The sequence below is a fragment of the Sulfuricurvum sp. PD_MW2 genome (assembly GCF_002633015.1).
Lineage (GTDB): Bacteria > Campylobacterota > Campylobacteria > Campylobacterales > Sulfurimonadaceae > Sulfuricurvum.
Window position 1 is genome coordinate 1 of the sequence record NZ_NSIU01000007.1, and the last position, 20184, is coordinate 20184.

The 20184-nt window shown below is 41.8% G+C and carries 19 protein-coding genes; 9 read left to right on the forward strand and 10 right to left on the reverse strand.

The window, feature by feature from the left end; all coding sequences use genetic code 11:
- Nucleotides 1-143: 143 nt before the first annotated feature.
- Complete coding sequence (gene ruvC / locus CJD30_RS04790; RefSeq protein WP_294916844.1) at nucleotides 144-677, reverse strand: crossover junction endodeoxyribonuclease RuvC; 534 nt, start codon at nucleotides 675-677, stop codon at nucleotides 144-146.
- Between the two features lie 111 nt (nucleotides 678-788).
- Here ruvC and dnaA point away from each other — a divergent pair, with 111 nt between their 5' ends.
- The 6 genes from dnaA (at nucleotide 789) to CJD30_RS04820 (ending at nucleotide 8958) form a co-directional block, all read left to right on the forward strand.
- A complete protein-coding gene (gene dnaA / locus CJD30_RS04795) occupies nucleotides 789-2120 on the forward strand; it encodes a chromosomal replication initiator protein DnaA (RefSeq protein ID WP_294916846.1) in 1332 nt (443 codons plus the stop codon).
- A 192-nt stretch (nucleotides 2121-2312) separates the two neighbouring features.
- Nucleotides 2313-3380, forward strand: a complete 1068-nt coding sequence (dnaN, locus tag CJD30_RS04800) for a DNA polymerase III subunit beta (RefSeq protein ID WP_294916848.1) — start codon at nucleotides 2313-2315, stop codon at nucleotides 3378-3380.
- 118 nt (nucleotides 3381-3498) lie between these two features.
- Entirely contained in the window at nucleotides 3499-5811 is a 2313-nt protein-coding gene (gyrB, locus tag CJD30_RS04805) for a DNA topoisomerase (ATP-hydrolyzing) subunit B (protein ID WP_294916850.1), read from the forward strand.
- Between the two features lie 6 nt (nucleotides 5812-5817).
- Nucleotides 5818-7215, forward strand: a complete 1398-nt coding sequence (locus CJD30_RS04810; RefSeq protein ID WP_294916852.1) for an EAL domain-containing protein — start codon at nucleotides 5818-5820, stop codon at nucleotides 7213-7215.
- Nucleotides 7212-7604, forward strand: a complete 393-nt coding sequence (gene queF, locus CJD30_RS04815; protein WP_294916854.1) for a preQ(1) synthase — start codon at nucleotides 7212-7214, stop codon at nucleotides 7602-7604. Before CJD30_RS04810 ends, queF begins: the two co-directional genes overlap by 4 nt.
- A 49-nt stretch (nucleotides 7605-7653) precedes the next feature.
- Nucleotides 7654-8958 (forward strand): alkaline phosphatase family protein, encoded by a 1305-nt coding sequence (locus CJD30_RS04820; RefSeq protein WP_294916856.1) that lies wholly within the window; start codon nucleotides 7654-7656, stop codon nucleotides 8956-8958.
- A gap of 79 nt (nucleotides 8959-9037) precedes the next feature.
- Here CJD30_RS04820 and pstB read toward each other — a convergent pair whose 3' ends face one another.
- From pstB to CJD30_RS04855, 7 genes are read right to left on the reverse strand one after another with little or no spacing between them, the layout of a single operon-like run.
- Nucleotides 9038-9823, reverse strand: a complete 786-nt coding sequence (gene pstB / locus CJD30_RS04825) for a phosphate ABC transporter ATP-binding protein PstB (RefSeq protein WP_294916859.1) — start codon at nucleotides 9821-9823, stop codon at nucleotides 9038-9040.
- Between the two features lie 2 nt (nucleotides 9824-9825).
- Complete coding sequence (pstA, locus tag CJD30_RS04830) at nucleotides 9826-10668, reverse strand: phosphate ABC transporter permease PstA (RefSeq protein WP_294916861.1); 843 nt, start codon at nucleotides 10666-10668, stop codon at nucleotides 9826-9828.
- Complete coding sequence (gene pstC / locus CJD30_RS04835; protein ID WP_294916864.1) at nucleotides 10665-11516, reverse strand: phosphate ABC transporter permease subunit PstC; 852 nt, start codon at nucleotides 11514-11516, stop codon at nucleotides 10665-10667. The genes pstA and pstC overlap by 4 nt, the downstream gene beginning before the upstream one ends.
- Nucleotides 11517-11562: 46 nt before the next feature.
- On the reverse strand, nucleotides 11563-12936 hold the full coding sequence (locus CJD30_RS04840) for an HD domain-containing protein (protein ID WP_294916866.1): 1374 nt from the start codon (nucleotides 12934-12936) through the stop codon (nucleotides 11563-11565).
- On the reverse strand, nucleotides 12933-14345 hold the full coding sequence (locus CJD30_RS04845; protein ID WP_294916868.1) for a HAMP domain-containing sensor histidine kinase: 1413 nt from the start codon (nucleotides 14343-14345) through the stop codon (nucleotides 12933-12935). The genes CJD30_RS04840 and CJD30_RS04845 overlap by 4 nt, the downstream gene beginning before the upstream one ends.
- The gene (locus tag CJD30_RS04850; protein WP_294916870.1) at nucleotides 14339-15013 is read right to left on the reverse strand and encodes a response regulator transcription factor; all 675 of its coding nucleotides are present in this window, start codon (nucleotides 15011-15013) and stop codon (nucleotides 14339-14341) included. Before CJD30_RS04850 ends, CJD30_RS04845 begins: the two co-directional genes overlap by 7 nt.
- A gap of 42 nt (nucleotides 15014-15055) precedes the next feature.
- The gene (locus tag CJD30_RS04855) at nucleotides 15056-15727 is read right to left on the reverse strand and encodes a PhoU domain-containing protein (RefSeq protein WP_294916872.1); all 672 of its coding nucleotides are present in this window, start codon (nucleotides 15725-15727) and stop codon (nucleotides 15056-15058) included.
- A gap of 141 nt (nucleotides 15728-15868) precedes the next feature.
- On the opposite strand from CJD30_RS04855, the gene pstS reads away from it, so the two are divergent.
- From pstS to CJD30_RS04870, 3 genes are all read left to right on the forward strand, one after another.
- Nucleotides 15869-16870 carry a phosphate ABC transporter substrate-binding protein PstS gene (pstS, locus tag CJD30_RS04860; protein WP_294916874.1) on the forward strand — a complete coding sequence of 334 codons (1002 nt, stop codon included), beginning with the start codon at nucleotides 15869-15871 and terminating at the stop codon, nucleotides 16868-16870.
- A 201-nt stretch (nucleotides 16871-17071) separates the two neighbouring features.
- Nucleotides 17072-18451 carry a hypothetical protein gene (locus CJD30_RS04865; protein ID WP_294916876.1) on the forward strand — a complete coding sequence of 460 codons (1380 nt, stop codon included), beginning with the start codon at nucleotides 17072-17074 and terminating at the stop codon, nucleotides 18449-18451.
- Nucleotides 18452-18556: 105 nt separating this feature from the next.
- Nucleotides 18557-18955, forward strand: a complete 399-nt coding sequence (locus CJD30_RS04870) for a hypothetical protein (protein WP_294916878.1) — start codon at nucleotides 18557-18559, stop codon at nucleotides 18953-18955.
- A gap of 1 nt (nucleotide 18956) precedes the next feature.
- Here the strand turns inward: CJD30_RS04870 and CJD30_RS04875 are convergent, their stop codons facing one another.
- Complete coding sequence (locus CJD30_RS04875) at nucleotides 18957-19697, reverse strand: energy transducer TonB (protein WP_294916880.1); 741 nt, start codon at nucleotides 19695-19697, stop codon at nucleotides 18957-18959.
- The gene (locus CJD30_RS04880; RefSeq protein WP_294916882.1) at nucleotides 19657-20181 is read right to left on the reverse strand and encodes a hypothetical protein; all 525 of its coding nucleotides are present in this window, start codon (nucleotides 20179-20181) and stop codon (nucleotides 19657-19659) included. The genes CJD30_RS04875 and CJD30_RS04880 overlap by 41 nt, the downstream gene beginning before the upstream one ends.
- Between the last annotated feature and the right edge of the window lie 3 nt (nucleotides 20182-20184).

The window sequence follows — 20184 nt, forward strand, 5'->3', positions numbered from 1 at the left end:
ATGTGTAAGAGACAAGTATCACAGTGTGAATATTACACATTTCAAGAAAATTACGTATATTTTTATGAAATTCAGAAATATTTTAGTGGCATAACAAAGATTAACACTTAAGCGTCTGGTCAATCTCAAATTATTAAGGTTCTCTAAGCGTCTTTGGATAAACTTCTAACTCGGCGACCTTCCTGGTGTGTTGGTCGCTTAGAATTTTCTAATTTTACTCTTTGTGCATGAGTAATAGCTACAGCCATTGCATCCGTTATATCTAACGGCTTGATCTCTTTTGTTATCCCCAATATTTGTTTTACCATAAACGCCACTTGTTCTTTTGCCGCTTTCGCTTTCCCTGTCAACGCTTTTTTCACCTGAAGGGGCGTATATTCCGCAAACATCCCATACTCTTGTAAAAGCTTCAAGGTAATAGCTCCGCGAAACTGGGCAAGTTTTAAAACCGTTTTCGGATTGTGTGCGTAAAAGATATCTTCCATCGCCACTTCGTCTATTGTATGTGCGTGAAATAGCTGTTCGATTGCTTCGGCGACCTGAGGGATTTGATATTGAAGCGATTCGGCTTTAATCTTTATCAATCCGGCTTCAACCAGACGAATTTTTTGACCTTCGATAGTAACGATAGCATATCCGCAATTTCGTGTTCCAGGATCGATCCCTAAAATATTCATTATATTCCTTATTCACATGAGTGAAAAACTTCTATTCACTCCTTCTTTGATCCTAATTATAGGGAAATATCGGTATGATTTGGCAATTTATTCACAGGGGTTGAAAAAACGATGAATTCGATCGGTATACAGGTTTTAAATGCTTTAAAAGGTGAAATCAATGAAATTGATTACCTACGATATATTAAACAATTAACCTATGATGAAACCGAATCCAAAAGCAATCTTGCAATCTACCGTGCCCCAAACGCATTGATTGCCAACTGGGTAAGAACCAAATTTTCCGATAAAATTGCCCATCTTTTTGAAATCAAAACCAATATTAAACCGACCGTTTCTATTCTCATACAATCCGCAAGTACATCCGCAGCTCCTGCTCAAAACCAAGCAGTTGTCGTTAATACGGAACGACCAAGCGGTTCATTGCTCAACCCTTCTTATACGTTTCAAAACTTTGTCGTCGGTGATTCGAATAACTTTGCCTTCATCGCCGCCAAAAACGTCAGTGAAAAACCGGGAGTCGTCTACAACCCTCTCTTTATCTACGGAGGGGTAGGATTGGGTAAAACGCACTTGATGCAATCGGTCGGGAATGTTATGCTCGCTCAGGGGAAAACGGTTATTTACACTTCAGTAGAACAGTTTCTCAACGATTTTTCCCGTCATTTGAACAACCGTACTATGGATCGCTTCAAAGATAAATACCGCAAATGTGATTTGCTCCTCATCGACGATATTCAATTTTTGAGCAACAAAAACCAGATTCAAGAAGAATTTTTCCACACATTTGATGCATTGCGTAATGAGAACAAACAAATCATTATCACCTCCGATAAACCCCCCAAAAAAATCGGCGGTCTTGAAGAGCGTCTCAAAAGCCGTTTTGAATCAGGTCTTGTTGCCGATATACAGCCACCTGAACTCGAAACAAAAATTGAGATCATCAAGAAAAAATGTGAAATCAACCGTGTTAAACTCGATCGCGAGGTGATCAACTACGTTGCAACGATTATCGAAAACAACACTCGTGAGATCGAGGGGATTCTCTCCAAACTCAATGCCTATTCACAGCTCATGGGGGTCGACATCACCATCGAATTTGCCCGCAATGTCCTCAAAGAACAAATGGCGGAAAAACGTAGCAACATTACCACCGACCTCATTATGGATACCATTGCAAAAGAGCTCAATATCAAACCTAGCGAGATTCGTTCAAAAAGCCGAAACAGCAATATCGTCTACGCACGCCGTATCGCCATCTATCTCGCCCGTTCACTCACACCGAACTCTATGCCTCAACTCGCTCAATACTTCGGGATGAAAGATCACACTGCCGTCAGCCATACTATGAAAAAAATTCAAGAACTGATGAAAAACGATGAAGATTTCCGAATGAAAATCGAAGAACTCTCCAATAAAGTCTCAATTGCTACTCCTGAATAACGTTTTATGTTTGTAAAGGGGTTTTAAAAAAGATATAATTCCCATTACGTGAATAGATGTGAATGAAAAAGTATCCGTTCATCACATGCTGATAATAGGCGAGATGGGAGTTTTGGAGTGGTTTTCACCCATTCACACCCCCTTATTACTAACTACTACAATTAATGCTTTATATAATAAAAGGAGTCTTTTATGAAAATTACCGTTGAAAAATCGGTTTTGGAAAATATCCTTCTACACCTACAACCTTTTTTAGAGAAAAAAGATACATCTCAAATCACATCCCATATTTTGCTCTCAACAGACGGTAGAACCTTATTCGCAAAAGCAACCGATTATGAAATCGGTCTTGTGATTCAAACAAACTCCATCAGTGTTGAAGAGCCTGGATCACTTACTGCTAACGGTAAAAAACTTTTGGATATCATTCGTATTCTCAAAGATGAAGAGGTAGAACTCTCTTTGGAAAAAGAGACGTTGATCATTCGACAAAAACGATCCAATTTCAAACTCCCAACCTATAAAAGCTCAGAATTTCCTTCTTTCCCAACAACGGATGGAAAACCGAACATCGCCATTAATTCACACTTGTTGATTGAATCATTGAAAAAAATCACACCTGCTGCCGATACCAATAACCCTAAATTTGAACTCAACGGTGCTTTGATCGATATCAAAAGCAATCAAATCAATTTCGTATCAACCGATACACGGCGCCTAGCACTCGTTCAAATCGACAGTCAAAGCGATGCAGAACTCTCCATCATTGTCCCTAAAAAGGCGATTATCGAAATTCAAAAACTTTTCAACAACAATATCGAGATTTATTACGATAACACCCATCTCATCATTAAATCAGAAGATTCTCTTTTCTATACCAAACTGATCAATGGAAAATTTCCTGATTACAGCCGTATTATCCCAAGAGAAGCTCAACGTGTTCTAACACTTCCAAAAAGCGTCATTGTTACTGCAATCAAACAGATTACGACGATCTCCAATGATTTGAAACTTACTTTCCAAAGTGATTCCATCTTGTTTGAAAGCTTGAGTGATGATAACATCGAAGCAAAAACAACTGTTGAAATCGAAAATGGATTTGAATCTCCGTTTATCCTTGCAATCAACAGTCGTTATATTTTGGATTTTTTATCTCAAGTAAACAGCACTGAATTCATCCTTGAAGCAAATGAATCGAATCAACCTTTTGTCTTGAAAGATCAAAATTTTAAAACAATCGTCATGCCGATTGTTATTTAAAAACCCTTCGTCATCCCATAGTTAAGAGGGGATGGCAATCAAATCTCCATAAAACCTTCTTTTTAGTTTCATTACGGTAAAATAAAGCACTATAACACGCAAAATCGCGGGAGCAATCATGGAACAAAATTACGGTGCCAGCAATATTAAAGTCCTAAAAGGTCTCGAAGCCGTTCGTAAACGACCGGGTATGTATATCGGAGATACTGGACATCGCGGACTTCATCATTTAATTTATGAAGTTGTCGATAACTCAATCGATGAAGCGATGGCGGGACATTGTGACACTATCACGGTAACATTGACCAAAAACGGTACAGCCATCGTAAACGATAACGGTCGCGGTATTCCAACCGATATGCATCCGACGGAAGGGATCTCTGCTGCTACTGTTGTTTTGACCGTATTGCATGCCGGCGGAAAGTTTGACAAAGACACCTATAAAGTCTCCGGAGGTTTGCACGGGGTTGGGGTTTCGGTTGTTAATGCTCTCTCAAGTGATTTGAAAATGACCATTCACCGTGAGGGTCAAATCCATGAACAAAACTTTAAATGCGGTATTCCGCAAGAGCCGTTGGCCGTTACTGGAACAACACGCAAACGTGGAACAACCATCGAGTTTTTCCCGGATCCGACGATCTTTACCGAAACTATCATTTTCGATTATGACTATTTGGCAAAACGGTTCCGTGAACTTGCTTACCTCAATCCTAAAATTACGATCATCTTCAAAGATGAGCGCAACGGTGCAGAAAATACCTACCACTACGAAGGTGGTATCAGCCAATTTGTTACCGATGTGAATAAAAAAACCGTTGTAGCAACTCCGTTTGCATTCACCGAAAAAATCGAAGATATCGAGATGGATATCGCATTGATGTACAACGAAAGCTATGATGATAAAACGTTTACGTTTGTCAATAACATCAATACCCCTAACGGCGGTACTCACGAAGCGGGTTTCCGAGCAGGATTAACCCGTGTTATCTCAAACTACAACAAACAAAACGGTAATGCCAAAGAAAAAGACGTACCTCTCACCGGTGAGGATGTTTCAGAAGGTCTTATCTGTGTAGTATCGGTTCGTGTACCGGAACCTCAGTTCGAAGGACAAACCAAAGGGAAACTCGGAAATACCTACGTTCGACCGTTGGTACAAAAAGTTACCTACGAAAAACTGACCAAATATTTCGAGGAAAATCCGCTTCAAGCCAAAGCAATCGTCCAAAAAGCGCTAATGGCGGCTCGCGGACGTGAAGCGGCGAAAAAAGCGCGTGAACTGACCCGTCGTAAAGATGCGATGACAGTGGGAACATTGCCGGGTAAATTGGCAGACTGCCAAAGCAAAGATCCATCAATCAGCGAACTCTATCTGGTGGAAGGGGACTCTGCGGGAGGATCTGCGAAACAGGGGCGTGATCGTGTGTTTCAAGCAATTTTGCCGCTCAAAGGTAAAATCCTTAACGTTGAGAAAGCACGTTTGGACAAAATCCTAAAATCGGATGAAATCACCAACATGATTACCGCTCTTGGATGCGGAATCGGCGATGAATTCAATGAAGAAAAACTCCGTTATCATAAAATCATCATCATGACCGATGCTGACGTCGACGGTAGCCATATCCAAACGTTGTTATTGACATTCTTCTTCCGTTATTTGCCGAAAGTTGTTGAAAACGGCTATCTCTATTTGGCACAACCGCCATTGTATCGCTACCAAAAAGGGAAAAAAGAGATCTATTTCAAAGACGATCGTGTGATGAATGCATTCTTGATCGAAAACGGTATCGGTGCGCTTGAAGTTGAGAGTATCGGTGCGAACGATTTGGTCAGCTTTTTCAAAATGGTAGATCATTACCGTTCAACTCTCGATGCTCTTGAGCGTCGTTATGCATTGGTAGATCTCATCCGTTATTTCATCGAAAATCCTGATATCGTAGGATTGCCGATCCATGAAATGTATACAAAAGTTGAAGCGTTTTTGAGTGCTAAAAACAATAATATTTTGAGCAAAAGTGTTAATGACGAACAAATGCATATTTTTGTTCAAACCGAAAGCGGTTTGGAAGAGTTAATTATCAACGATGAATTATTCACATCCCCTCATTTTGCGGAAGCAAACTATATCTACCAAAAAATCCAAGAGTGGAATTTACCGTTAGAGGGAGATTTGCTTGAACTTTTGACTAAAATCACCGATTTCGCTAAGAAGGGATCGTATATTCAACGTTATAAAGGTTTGGGGGAAATGAATCCTGAACAGCTTTGGGAAACAACAATGACACCTGAAAATCGTGTGTTGCTTCGTATTGCCGTCGATGATGCCGAAGCAGCAAGCGAAGCATTCAATCTCTTTATGGGAGATGATGTAGAGCCGCGCCGTAACTATATCGAAACGCATGCGAAAGACGTTAAACATTTGGATATCTAACTTTTTATGACCTATCCTGAAAAAAAAGAGAGAGAACATCGTTTTGTACTTGCATTACGGATGGGATTACCGATCTTTTTTTTGAGTACGGTCTCTCTTTTTGCACTTCTTACACAACACTACACCACATTCTCATCGCTGATTGTCCTATCCATCGCTATTTTGGGAGTAATGATCTATTTTATTTTTTATCTTATTTACCAAAGCAGTCGGGAAAATATTACCGATCCTATCACACATACATTTACCTCTGAATTTTTTTTCCGATTAGCAACAAAAGCGTTTGCAAAAAAAACGCACACAATGGTTATGATCAGTGTAGAAAATTTATGGTCGATCAATGAACGCTACGGATTTAAAAATGGAGACGATGCACTTCAAAATACAGTCTATAAAATAGATCAGTTTTTTCGTGAAAAAGGGGTAGAAAAGCTCCCTATAGGACGTCATAAAGGGGGTGATTTTTTAATTTTGCTCGCGGGTGAAAAAGAGAAATACACAGCGTTGTTAGAACTGTTTTTGAGTAAATACCAAAATTTTGTTCATAACGAAATTGAGATACGCCTCGAAGCGGTTATGATCGATTCACGTTTATCACAAGAGATCGAATTGCTAACAAGCCGTTTGTATGAACTGCACAATGACCGTATTAACAGCGATAGAGAAGAACTTTATTCCATTAGTGATCTTGAAACCGAAATTTTAAATGCACTAAGTGAAAAACGTTTTTCCATCGGATTTTTACCTGTTTGCTGCGATGAAAATCAAATTTATGATACTACGGTGAAACTGATCGACTCGCAAGGGCGTTTCATCCATCAAAGCCGCTATATTCCGGCATTGAACCGACTCAACAAAATGCGTCTGTTTGAAAGTGAAATTCTTGAACATTTGGGATCGCTATGCGATGAATCGACTCGAAATTTTATCGTTACAATTTCATCGGTTACGTTACGAAATCCCCATTTTTTTGAACATGCTTTGACTCTTTTTGAGCGTTATCCAAAAGCGCGTTATAAAATAACGATGTTATTTGAAGAGAAAGAGTATTGTCACCAATTGGAGCGGTTTGCTCAACAAATCGCACATTATCGAAAAGCGGGATACAAAATCGCTTTGGATAAGCTCGGAGGACATCATACCGCTCTTTTATATTTGAAAGAGCTGGAGATAGATGTCGTCCGATTTGATACTAACTATAGCCGTAACATTCGAAAAGAAGGGTATCGAAATATTCTCCAGGGGCTTAATCTTAGTGCGCATTTGTGCGGAGCAAATACATGGATTTCGATGATTGAAGATGAAGAATCGGATCACATTGCCCAATCGCTGAAGATTAATTATCGAGAGGGAAATTATCTGGGTAAAATTTTGAATGAAGAACAATTAAAAGGAAAAGAATGAAATACGGTGAACAAATTGTTGAAAATTTTGATGTAGAAAAAGATTTTGAAATTTGGCCGAATCAACATGAACGCGATTATGTGATCAAAGTAACACTACCGGAATTTACCTGTTTATGTCCGCGCAGCGGCTATCCCGATTTTGCAACGATTTACGTCGAATATACGCCGGATAAATGGGTAGCAGAACTCAAAGCGATCAAACTATATATTAATTCATTCAGAAACCGTCATATTTCGCACGAAAACAGTGCAAACGAGATTTACAGCACATTCGAGAAAAAAATCGCTCCTAAGCGATTAAAAGTGGTTGCAGACTATTATCCGCGCGGAAATGTTCATACGGTAGTGGAAATTGATAGCGAACAAATGGTAAAAGAGAAAAAGTAATTTCCCGGTAAATCAAAAAGGATATACTTCTCAGCAAAAAAGGTTCATTATGCGCTTTTTTGCCCTTTTGCTCATCCCGTTATGGATGAGTGCTTCAAACCTCAAAGATAAAATAGACCACATTATCGTTATCTATCTCGAAAACCGCAGTTTCGATAATCTGTTTTATGGTTTTCACGGAGCAGATACCTCGGATGCCCCTTTACAATCTTATCCACTTCAAATAAATGGTGAGGGAAAAACCTATTCACATATTGAGATGGGTCCTAATGCAATACAATCGGGATTTCCAAAACAGATCAATAACACCCCATTTTTGCTTGACGAGTTCATATCTCAAGAGGGGATGATTCCCGACATGGTACACCGTTTTTACCAAAACATCCTCCAAATCAATAACGGAAAAAATGACCGGTTTGCTTATATCAGTAATGAAAAAGCTCTTGTGATGGGGTATCACAATATGCGTGAAAGTCATATGTGGCGATACGCAAAAGAGTTTACGCTGTGTGACCGATTTTTTGCTGCGGCATATGGGGGGTCGTTTTTAAATCATCAGTGGCTGATTGCGGCGCAAACACCCTATGTTGGAAAAGAGAGCAATATTTCCCGCTATGAATTGGATGAAAATGGCGAAATTATCAAAGACGGTATATTAACCCCTGATGGATATGCGGTTAATACGATTCAGCCATTTTACCCGCCTTTTAAAGCTAAATATTCCGATTCGGCATTGCGGTTAAAACCACTAATGCATGATACGATCGGGGATCGGCTGAGTGAACGAAATATTTCATGGGGTTGGTACAGCGGTGGCTATCGTAAAGCGCTTGAGGGTAAAGGGGATGAAATTCACTACCAATACCATCACAATCCGTTTTTGTATTTTGAACGCTATAAGCCCGGCAGTGAGGGGCGTCGCCACTTGCATGACGAAGAGGAACTGATAAAGCAGATCAATAACTCATTATTGCCGAATGTGGTGTTTTTTAAGCCTTCTGCCGAAGATAATCAGCATCCTGGTTATGCGAGTGTGAAAGCGGCGGATGAGAAACTCTATCAAATCGTAGAGCTGATTCGTTCAAACAAACCTTTATGGGAGAAGTCACTCATTTTGGTTACATACGATGAGAACGGAGGATTGTGGGACCATGTTGCACCTCCTGCGGCAGATCGTTGGGGTCCGGGGACGCGGGTACCCGCATTAGTCATATCTCCGTATGCAAAAAAAGGGTATGTGGACCATACACTTTATGACACCACTTCTATTTTACGCTTTATCGAATGGCGACACAATTTGAAACTTGTTGGAGAACGTCAAAGCGCCAATATGCTTAATGCTTTTGAAGAGTAAATTTGTTATATGGAATATCGTTACTGAATGGATGCAATGTGAAGCGGTGAAGAAAAAAAGGAGCAAAAGCTCCGAGGAATCACCCGAATTTACCGGTGATATATTCTTGTGTCAATTTTTCTTTCGGGGTAACGAAGAGTTCTTCAGTGTGCCCCAACTCGATCAAATCCCCTAAATACATAAATCCGGTGTAATCACTCACACGAGCTGCTTGCTGCATATTATGGGTAACGATGATGATCGAAACACGCTCTTTGAGTTCAATAACCAGTTTTTCAATTCCTTGGGTTGAAATCGGATCAAGTGCCGAGGTCGGTTCGTCGAAGAGGAGAACTTCAGGCTCAACCGCAATCGCACGTGCGATACATAAACGCTGCTGTTGACCTCCGGAGAGACCGTTGGCATCGTGTTTGAGGCGGTCTTTTACCTCTTTCCAAATAGCGGCGTCTTGGAGCGCTTTTTCAACACGCCCTTCCAACTCGGTTTTGTTTTTAATCCCTTGAAGACGCATACCATACGCGACATTATCGAAAATCGACATCGGAAACGCCGTCGGTTTTTGGAAAATCATCCCGATTTTGGTGCGTAAATGGATCAAATCTTCTTTAGGATCGAGGATATTGCGACCTTCAAACTCGATCTCACCTTCGTATTTGTTCCCCGGATAGAGATCGTGCATACGGTTGAATGAACGAAGTAAGGTTGTTTTTCCGCATCCTGATGGTCCGATCAATGCCGTAACGGAGTGTTTGGCGATCGGCATCGTTACTTTTTTCAAACTTGGCGTAGTAGCACCTTTGTAGGTGAAACTAAAATTACGGACGTGGAGTGAACATTCATCTTTGATATCGATAATACTTGCCATAATTATTTCCTTTTTCCGGCTAATAAAATAAGTCGTCCCACAATATTGAGACCTAAAATAAACATTGAGAGGATAAATGCTGCCGCCCATCCGAGTTGTTGCCAGTCATCGTAGGGACTGATTGCATAGTTAAACATCGTAACTGTAAGCGAAGGCATTGCTTCATTCAAATCGGTGGTGAAAAAGTTATCGTTAAATGAAGTGAATAACAACGGTGCCGTTTCGCCTCCGACACGGGCGATACCGAGCAATACACCGGTCAAAATACCCGCTTTTGCACCGCGATAAACGACATCCATAATCACTTTGTATTTTGGTGCACCAAGTGCAAATGCCGCTTCTCTAAGCGTTCCGGGTACCAGTTGGAGCATATCGTCCGTTGTACGCAAAATGATCGGAATCATGATAATCGCGAGTGCGATCGCTCCGGCCCATGCACTGAAGTGCCCCATCGGCATAACGACCACAGCGTAGACGAAAGCTCCGATAACAATCGAAGGTGCCGACATCATGATATCACTGATATCGCGGATTGTGTGGGCAAGTTTTGAGTTTTTACCGTATTCGCTCAAATACGTTCCCGCCATAATTCCGAGGGGAACACCGATGAGAGTTGCCAAACCGACAAGGATGAGCTGTCCGACAAGAGCGTGTTTAAGACCGCTTTCGGCATAGCCCGGAGGTGATCCCTCGAACATAAAGATGCTCCAACTCAACGAGTCGACCCCTTTCATCACTAAAACCCCGAGGATCCAAAACAAAAAGGCGAGGGCGATAATCGCGCTTAGCGTCGAGAATCCAAGAGCGATGCGGTTGATGATGATCCGTTTTTGGGTTGCGGTCATTGTCCTTTCCTCACTTTACGTAAAAAGTAAAATTTTGCGATAGCGATGACGACAAAGCTCATTACAAGCAGGGTTAGCGCCAATCCAAACAGGCTCGAGAAATAGAGTGACGAATCGGCTTCGGTAAATTCGTTTGCCAATGTAACCGGAATCGAAGTCGTCGGATCAAGAATGGTTTTTGGGGTGTGGTGGACATTCCCCATTACAAACGTTACCGCCATAGTCTCTCCGATTGCCCGACCCAGAGCGAGAATGAGTGAACCGATAATCCCGGCTTTGGCGTAAGGGATGATGATATCTTTGATCACATCCCACTGGGTTCCACCCAGAGCGTAGGCCGATTCTTTCAAAATATCGGGAGTGGTGTTCATCGCATCGCGGGTGACAGCTGCCATAAACGGCAAAATCATAATCGCCAAAACGATTCCTGCCGCCAATAGACCGATCCCCATCCCGCCGAAAATATCACGTAGAATCGGTACGAAGAAAAAGAGTCCCCACATCCCGTAGATAACGGAAGGGATGGCGGCGAGAAGCTCGACGCTCACTCCGAAGAACCCTTTGATTTTATCGTGAGCAATTTCACTGAGGAAAATAGCAACACCGATAGCCACGGGAATTGCCAATAGCATCGCCAAAAACGTCGAAGCGACAGAACCGAAAATCGCCGCATACGCGCCGAATTTTTCGAGGTTCGGTGCCCATTCGTCTTTGGTAATGAAATCAAAACCGAACGTTTGCATCGCTTCGATCGAGTGATTAAAGAGGACCACAAAAATCCAGGCAACGATGAAAAGGATCAACAGTGCGCTGGTACGGGTCATATTTAGGAAGATTTTATCAATCATGCCAAGCCCTTGAGCAAAAAATTAGGGCAATTTTATTGCAAGATGATTACAGTTGAGTTACGAGCCACTCAAGTGCTTCTTCATGGGTCGAAAAAACTTGATCGAGTTGGGCATGATAGGCCTGTTCCAAAATACCTTTAAATGTCTCCGATGGGGTTAATCCATACGAAATTAAATCCCGTCCCATAAGTAATGGTTTTGGAGGCTCAAATAAAACATTCAATGCCGATGCACGTTCGTAAAGCCACTCTCCTGCCTCAAAGGTTTTTGGAACAGGGGTATTGAAAGAGCGTCCGTAAAAATCAGCTTTTGCAACACGTATCAGATCATGAATGCAAACGTGTGTGCTTAAATGTAAAATAGCTCTGTCATCGGCGCTAGAGCGATAAAGTTTACGCGGGAAACCGTGATAGCGGATGAGAGGAAGAATACGCTCAACCAAATCTTTATCATCGGTTATGCGAGATAACCAATCTCTAGCAATTTCGACACCTGCTTCTGCATGTTTCGGGGCATTTAATTGGCCGTTTTCGATGAGCGTGGTCTGAGGTTTTCCGATGTCGTGCAATAGCATCGTAAGCATCAATACCATATCATCACGCCATTGTCCGCTTCGTAACGATGCCATTGTATCAAGTGCCATTAGGGTGTGATTCCATACCGACCCTTCAGGATGAGACTCTTTTTCTTGGGGGGTTGTTTCAAGTTGATCCAAAGGAGAAAAGAACTCCAATCCTCCCATTTCTCGAAACAGCGCAAATCCGATGGAGGGGCGGTCACTTTGTAAAAGAAGTTTTTTTAACTCTTCAAAAATCCGCTCTTTCGGAAGCTCTGCGAGGGCACCTTCTGCAATCATGTTGCGGCAAAGATCAAGGAGTGTTGTATCGCATGTGAGCTCATATCGGGCGGCAAACTGTACGGCGCGCAATACTCGCAAAGGATCATCGACAAATGTTTCGGGATCGACACAGCGGAGAATTTTGTTTTCCAAATCGTTCAAGCCGTCGTAGGGATCCAGTAATTTTTTTTCTATCGGATCGTATCCTATCGCATTGATTGTGAAATCACGGCGACGTGCTGCGGCTGAAAAATCGAGATGGCTATGCCATGCCATCTCAAAACCTTTGTGTCCAAAGCCCGATTTGGATTCGGTACGAGGAGGAGAAAAATCGATTGCATAGCCCTCATAGGAGAGTTTTATGACGCCGAAGCTTTTGCCGTAAAGCCCCATTTTTCCGAAAGGCTTTAGGAGTGTTTCGAGTGTTTCGAGAGAGGTGACGCCGTAGAGTTCGATATCGAGATCTTGAGTCATGTGACCAGTAAAATGATCCCGAACAAATCCACCTACAAAAATGGCTCTGATCCCGTGGTACGAGAGATGTTCAACCAGTCGTACCAAAGGGAGAGGGAGGTGTATCATTTTTTTGACTTACCCTTTTTTTCGATCATGGAGACAAGAGAAAATCCAAACGTTGATCCAACCCCTTGCGTGCTCTCGATCGTAAGAGCCGAATCATGTAATTTGAGGATGTAGCTGACGATAGAGAGCCCTAACCCCATCGAGTTATCCCACCGGTTTTTCTGGACGCGATAGAATTTTGAGGTTATTTTATCGAGTTCGTTCGAGGCGATACCGATCCCTTTGTCGGTAATGCTGATCGTAGACTCGGTGAGGGTAACACTTACTTCTTCTTCGGAGTATTTCAAGGCGTTGTCTATCAGGTTGGTTATGACGAGTTCCAGCATCGTTTTATCTGCAAATACATTTTTGGAGGAACCTTCAAAACGGATGGAGCGTTCCGGATATTTCGCTTGCAAGATTGAAATAGAATCCAAACAGACGTTAGCCAAGTCAAAGGTGCTCGGCTTGATCGAGAGATCATTGTTTTCCAGTTTTACCGATAGGGCGAGACGATCGAGCATGAGTGTAACACGATGGGTATTGGAGAGAATTTTTTCCAAAAACTTTTGACGGATTTTCGGATCGATATTAATATCATCGCGGAGTGTTTCGGCATATCCCATGATGGCAGCGATCGGATTTTTAAACTCATGGCTGATTGCCGAGAGAATATCGTTTTGCTGTTTGTTGATCAAGCGGAGTTTGGCCGTGTGTTTGCGTTTTTGTTTATCACGGTTATGGAGTTTTTTGACTAAATTTTTGAGGAGTATCGAGATTTGCAAAAACTCCCGAAAATATTCGGGTTTGAGTATGGCCCGATAATTCTTAGCCGAAACCTCATCCAGATAGCGGGTAATTTGGAGAATATCGTAACGGGCTTTTTTGGAGATGTTATAAGCGATAATGAGTGCAATGACCATTAAAAGGATAAAGGCGATAAAAAGCTTGATCCACAGGGAATAAAAGTGTTCCATAACGCTTCGCAAACTCATTGAAAGCCTGAAATAAACGCTCCCGTCCGGTTTGGAAATTTTTTTGGCAACATAGACAAAATCACTTTTTAATGTCTTGGAATAACGGATGGTCATCCCGTAGGGATTTTGCATGGCCTCCATGATTTCGACACGATTGGAGTGGTTTTCCATTTTAGTCTTGTCGGTATCGCTCTCAGCGATTACTGCACCGTCTTCAGCAACGACGGTTACTCGTAAATGGGCTTTTTGAGCGATGGAGGATGCAAGAGAATCAAGATTTTTTGATTCGATGATTTGAGGTTCGAGAAGCTCAATATTCTGGATCAATCGCTCTTTTCCATCTTCGATGATCATACTTTTTAGGGCGAAAAAACTGATGAGTGAAGCGACCAAAAGAGCCGCGATAAAAAGTCCTAAAATGTTCAGAAAAAAGAGCTGATGAATTCTTAGCACAGCGTGTATCCGACTCCCCGTACGGTTTTGATATAGTCTTTGTTTTTATCGGGATCGATTTTTTCTTTGAGGCGGTTGATAGCCACGTTTACAGTGCGGTCTTGATAGACCTCATCGCTCCCCCACACGTTTTCGAGAAGATAGTCACGATCAAGCACAACATTTTCATTCACGATAAGAGCATGCAGAAGATCGAATTCTAGTTTTGTTAGTTCTACTGGTTTACCCTCGATAAAAGCACTTCGTGCGCCGAGATTGAGAGAGATGTCTCGATAGGTGACATCGCCTGCGGCAGAGAGTTTTTTGGTTCGGCGCAATACCGCTTTCACCCGTAAAATCAACTCTTTCATACTAAAGGGTTTGGTGATGTAATCATCACCGCCGCGTTCAAATCCCTGTTCGATCTCTTCATCTTTGTGTTTTGCACTCACAAAAATAACAGGGGTGTGAATTCCCCGCTTGCGGAGTGATTCGACAAACTCGGATCCCTCGGCACCGGGAAGATTGCGATCCATTAAAATCAGGTCGATATGTTCTTCTTCCAATGCTGCCAAAACATGTTTTGTATTCAGAAATCCGATGGTTTCAAATCCCTCTTTGGAGAGATGATATTCCATCAGTTCCAAAATATCCTGTTCGTCTTCGACAATCAGTATCAACGCATTCACGATTGATTCCTTTCTTCGCAGTTTCACGTCTATTCTTTAGAACTAATTGTGTAAATTTAATTCGCCGCCTTTTTGAGCAAAAAGCATTAACGATGCGATATTGACGGTACGATCTCCGATACGTTCCAATTTTCGAAGTGTTCCCAATACTCTAACGTACTCTACAGCGAGGTCATCTGCATCGATGATGAGATTTAAGAGCTCTTTTTCCATAATAGAGAAAAGATCGTCATTTTTAGACTCTTCAACCATCACTTTGCGGTAAACGTCTTCTGCATCACACGACTCAATAGAGTCCAAACATTCAGTAATGTATTGTAACGCATTGATGGTCGTTTTATGCAATTGGATGATTGCATTTGTCAGCACGGACATATCACATCCTCCGATGCAGTGATCATGAAGGCGTTTGCTGTATTTTTTGAGTCCGTCGCCGATACGGTCAATTTCATTGGTCATTTTTAGATACGCAACGAGAAGACGTAACTCATCAGCTTCAGGGCCGAAGAGGGCAAACGTTTTGATAATTTCGTTATCGATTTTGTTAGCGTCGCTTTGGAGATTTTTGATATGGGTACGTGATGTTTCATACAGTTCCATATTTCCTGTTTCAAAAGCGGCGAGAGTCTCTTCGCTCGATTGAATGATTTGAGAGAGGATGGCTGAAATCATTGAGCGGATTTCATTGAGCTTATTTTCATAGCGTGGTAGCATGGATGTGCCTTTGTATAAATGATGTGCGCGATTATAACGGCGCTTTATAACCGTGAGATTACAAACATCGTTTTATTTGTAATCATTTTGTTACCCGCTAATTTTACAATCGCACTATCAAAATTCCAAAAGGATTCCACAATGCTAAAGAGCGTAACAAAAGGTTTGGTCATTGCAGCAATCGCAGCAACCTCAATGGTTGCAGCAGATAAAATCAATGGTGCGGGAGCTACATTTCCGGCTCCATGTTATTATGACTGGGCGTATAACTACCAAAAAGCGACCCATACACGTGTTAACTACCAAGCTATCGGTTCAGGCGGAGGGGTTAAGCAGATCTCTGAGCGCATTGTTGATTTTGGTGCGACCGATGCTCCATTGACACCAAAAGAGTTGGATGCGGCAAAATTGACTCAATTTCCGGCCGTTATCGGTTCTATCGTTGTGGCGCATAATATTCCCGGTATTGCGGATGAAAAATTAAAACTCAAAAATAGCGTTGTAGCAGAAATTTTTGCGGGTCAAATCACTATGTGGAACGATCCTAAAATTGCTGCGGATAATCCAGGAATCAATTTGCCGGCACAAAAAATCATCGTTGCACATCGTTCTGACGGATCGGGGACAACATTTGTTTTCACAGATTATTTGAGTGAAGCCTCCAAAATGTGGAAAAGCAAATTCGGAACCGGTAAAGCGATCGGTTGGGCAACCGGTGTCGGTGGAAAAGGAAATGAAGGGGTAACCAACCTCATCAAACAAACACCATACTCTATTGGGTACATCGAAAATGCGTATAAAGAGAAGAATAATCTCGCAGCTGCTACGCTACAAACTGCGGAAGGAAAATGGGTGAGTGCGACTCTTCCAAATTTCCAAGCAGCGGTAAAACAAGCCAAATGGTCGAAAAAAGATCATTTTTACAGCTCGTTGGTTCTTCAAGACAATGCCTATCCGATCGTAGCAGCAACATTTATTTTGATGCCTCGTGATGCCGATAAAGCGGATACACGAAATGACGTGATCCGATTCTTTGATTTTTCATTCAAAAACGGAGATGCGGCAGCTCAAAAGCTTGGCTATATCCCATTGCCGGTTGAAACGACGAATCTTGTTCGCCAATACTGGAATGAAACCAAATAAATTTCTCTCTACCTATCCTTTCTGGATGGGCACCTTCGTTTCTCTCTTCCTCAACACCTTAAGTTTTATTTCCTCTATCCTGGCGTATGCGTTTAGAGGGTGTTTTCCGTTTATTTCCACTTTTGTAACCGCTTTGCAATGTAACATTGACGTAATCTATTTTTTCTACAATGACAGTACTAAAAAACAGGAGTGATTCTTATGAAAAAAGTTGCATTATCTGCCCTTGCTGCGGCGATGATTAGCGGAGTTGCATCGGCGGATGCGTTGACTCTCTACAGTGATCCTAAAACAGGTCAAGTATTTACGACTCCGGGTCAGGGTCGTGTAGAGATGGGCGATTTCATCAGTGCTAAAGATGTTGATATGCAAGTACGTGATTTGGAATCAAAAAATTCTGAATACCAAGACAAAATGTCTAAATATGTTAATGTGAAATCAAAAGCAAAAACACTTGAATTCAGCGGTACGCACTATTTTGGATTGACATCTGCTAGTCCTTCAACCTTGAATACCAATGCCGGTGCAGGTGTTACATCATCGTATCCAGGAACATCAAGCGGGTTTGAACTTCGCCGTAACTACCTCCAAGTAAAAGCGTATTTCAATGATAAAGACTATTTCCGCGTAACGATGGATACGACAAAAGAGATCGGTGCCGATGAAACAAAACGTGCGGGTTATGCTAATATGTATGCAAAATATGCGTACCTCTATTTGGACAAAGTGCTTCCATACACAGGTGTAGAAATCGGTATTGCTCACCGCCCATGGATCGATTATGAAGAACACAATGCATGGCACTACCGTTCATTCAATAAAGTTGTTTTGGAAGAGAAAAATACACGAACTGAAACAGGGGTTGACCTTGTCAACTCAGCTGACTTAGGGGTAAATTTTCAAACCAAAACAGATGCATTCAGCTCTGAAATCGGTATTTTCAACGGTGAAGGGTATCACGCGGATAAAGCAGCGGCTAACCAAGCTAGCGATTCTAAACTTTCCCTTGAATGGCGTTTGACAGGACATATTCTTGGAGACGGAACCAAAGTGGGTAAAAACGATCGTACGAAAGACACGTATGCAAATATCTCTACGTATGGATTGATCTCTAAAAACCATAAAGATGACGATACCGATCTTCAAGGTACATTGAGTCCGAATGAATACGATCGCAGTATTTATGGACTCCATGCTGTTTATAATCAACCGGAATTCTTGATTGCGGGGCAGTACTTCACTGCAAAAGACGATAAGCGTACAAAAGATGTTGCAACAACTTTTGATACCAAAGACTACAAAGGATGGTCTATCAATGCCGAGTATCGTCCGATTAAAGATTGGACTGTTATCGGACGTTATGATAACTATGAAATTGAGCAAGAACTTAACGGCGCGAAGAATTCTAGAATCAAAGGTGATAAAATCATTGCCGGTTTAGGATATAACTACAGTAAAAACGTGAATTTTATTGCGTCAGCAAAATTTGCGGATGAAAAAGATGAGTTAGTTGCGGCAAAAGTGAATGATACGGGTGCATCTAAAGATGTTTACATGTTGACAACTGAGGTTAAGTGGTAAAACCCGCTTAAACAAGCTGCTAGATCCCTTTCGTTGATGCGGAAGGGATTCCCCTTCAACTATTTTCCGCTACAATACCTCCATATCACATTAAAAGAAATTATTATGATGACAGCGAATCTAATACTTATGATTGCCGGTTTATTGTTTCTTTTGGTCGCTTTGGTGGTTCTATACATATGGATCGGAAAAAGCAAACCAGCCCCCATCCCTGCGCAACCGCAAAAAATTGAGACCTTTGAATCACTGAGTGAAATAATCAAAAACAGATCATCGAGCAGCAGTGATCTCAATCATGCGGTAGAGATTATTTTGAGCCGTTTTGGACAGATCAATTCGCACACTCTCAGTAAATACCAACATCTATTAGAGGCATTATGCACGCATCCATACACCGACTCGAAACTTATTTTACGGTTTGAAAAAACACTTCGGACGGCGAATCCCGACTACACACATGAAATCGAAAAAGCCCTTTCGATAGGGCTTGCTTCCAGAGGGTAGTTTATCGGAGTTTATACGAGATAGGGACACTGATCCGTACCGATTTTTTTGGTTTAGGAAATTCGGAGGAGGAGTTTTCGATTAACTCTTTTGCTGCATCGTCCAATAGCTCAAAACCAGAACTTTGCGTAAGTGTAATCTGGTGAACCTCTCTTGATGGTTCAAGTGTAAACGTAACAATACATTCACCTTGCTGTTTCAAGCGTTGTGCATTCTTGGGATATTTTAGCCGTTCTGCCAAGATGGAGCGGATTTTCCCCAAATTCTCTTCTTCATAATTTTCCTCTACTTTGGGAGGTGAGGGTGGCGCTTTAGGAGCAGCAACGATAACGCTCTCAGCAGGTTTCGGTGTCGGGGGGATAACCGCTTGAGCTGTTTGTACTGCAGGAACAACGGGTTTGGTTTGGATCGGTAAAGGTGTTTTGATTTGCGGTATAACCTCAGGTTGTTTTGTCAGAGATTGTGGTTGAGATTTTTGTATGGGCTGCTGGATTTGTTGTGGCGCAGCGAAATGTACTACGGGTGACACATCGGCAGGTTCTGGGGCATTCAACAGAATTTTGAGTTTTGTTTTTTCCGGCACCGTCAATACTTTTTTATGGACAATACTCACTGCCCCTATGAGAAGGGCGGCGATACCAAAATGGATACCTACGGAGAGAAAAAAAGATTGAGTTGTGCGCACGTGATCCAAAAACGACTTAGATTTTGATTTCGACTTTTGCGGCAGAACGGAGACCATCGGTCGTTTTGTTCATAAGCGCTTTAAATTTTTCAACTTTCAAAAATTGTGAAATCTCTTTTTTGGCTTGTTCATAAGGTACTTTTTTATCTCCCTGTTTCATTTTATCGCTGTTAGCGTCATAAAAATCTTTGGTTTCTTTGTCGGTAACCGTGATTTTACTCATTTGCTGTTTCATCCACATATCAACCGCTAAGTCATCTTTGATAGCAGCGTATTGGGCTTTGAATGCAGGAGTGTTTTGCAGACCGCTTTTGAGTACTTGATTTTTGATGAGTGCTTGATTGACAAGTTGATCGACAACTTGACGTTTCATTTTAGGATCAAGTTTGTCAAAACTCATCCCAGGGATTGCTTTTGCTAAAAACGCATTGGCATCATTGGTTGTGATCGCAGCTCCGTTTATGGTAGCAAGGGTAGAGGGCGCGGCTAAAGCAATCGTAGAGCCAAGTACGAGCGAAGCGAGTATGAGGGATAATTTCATAAT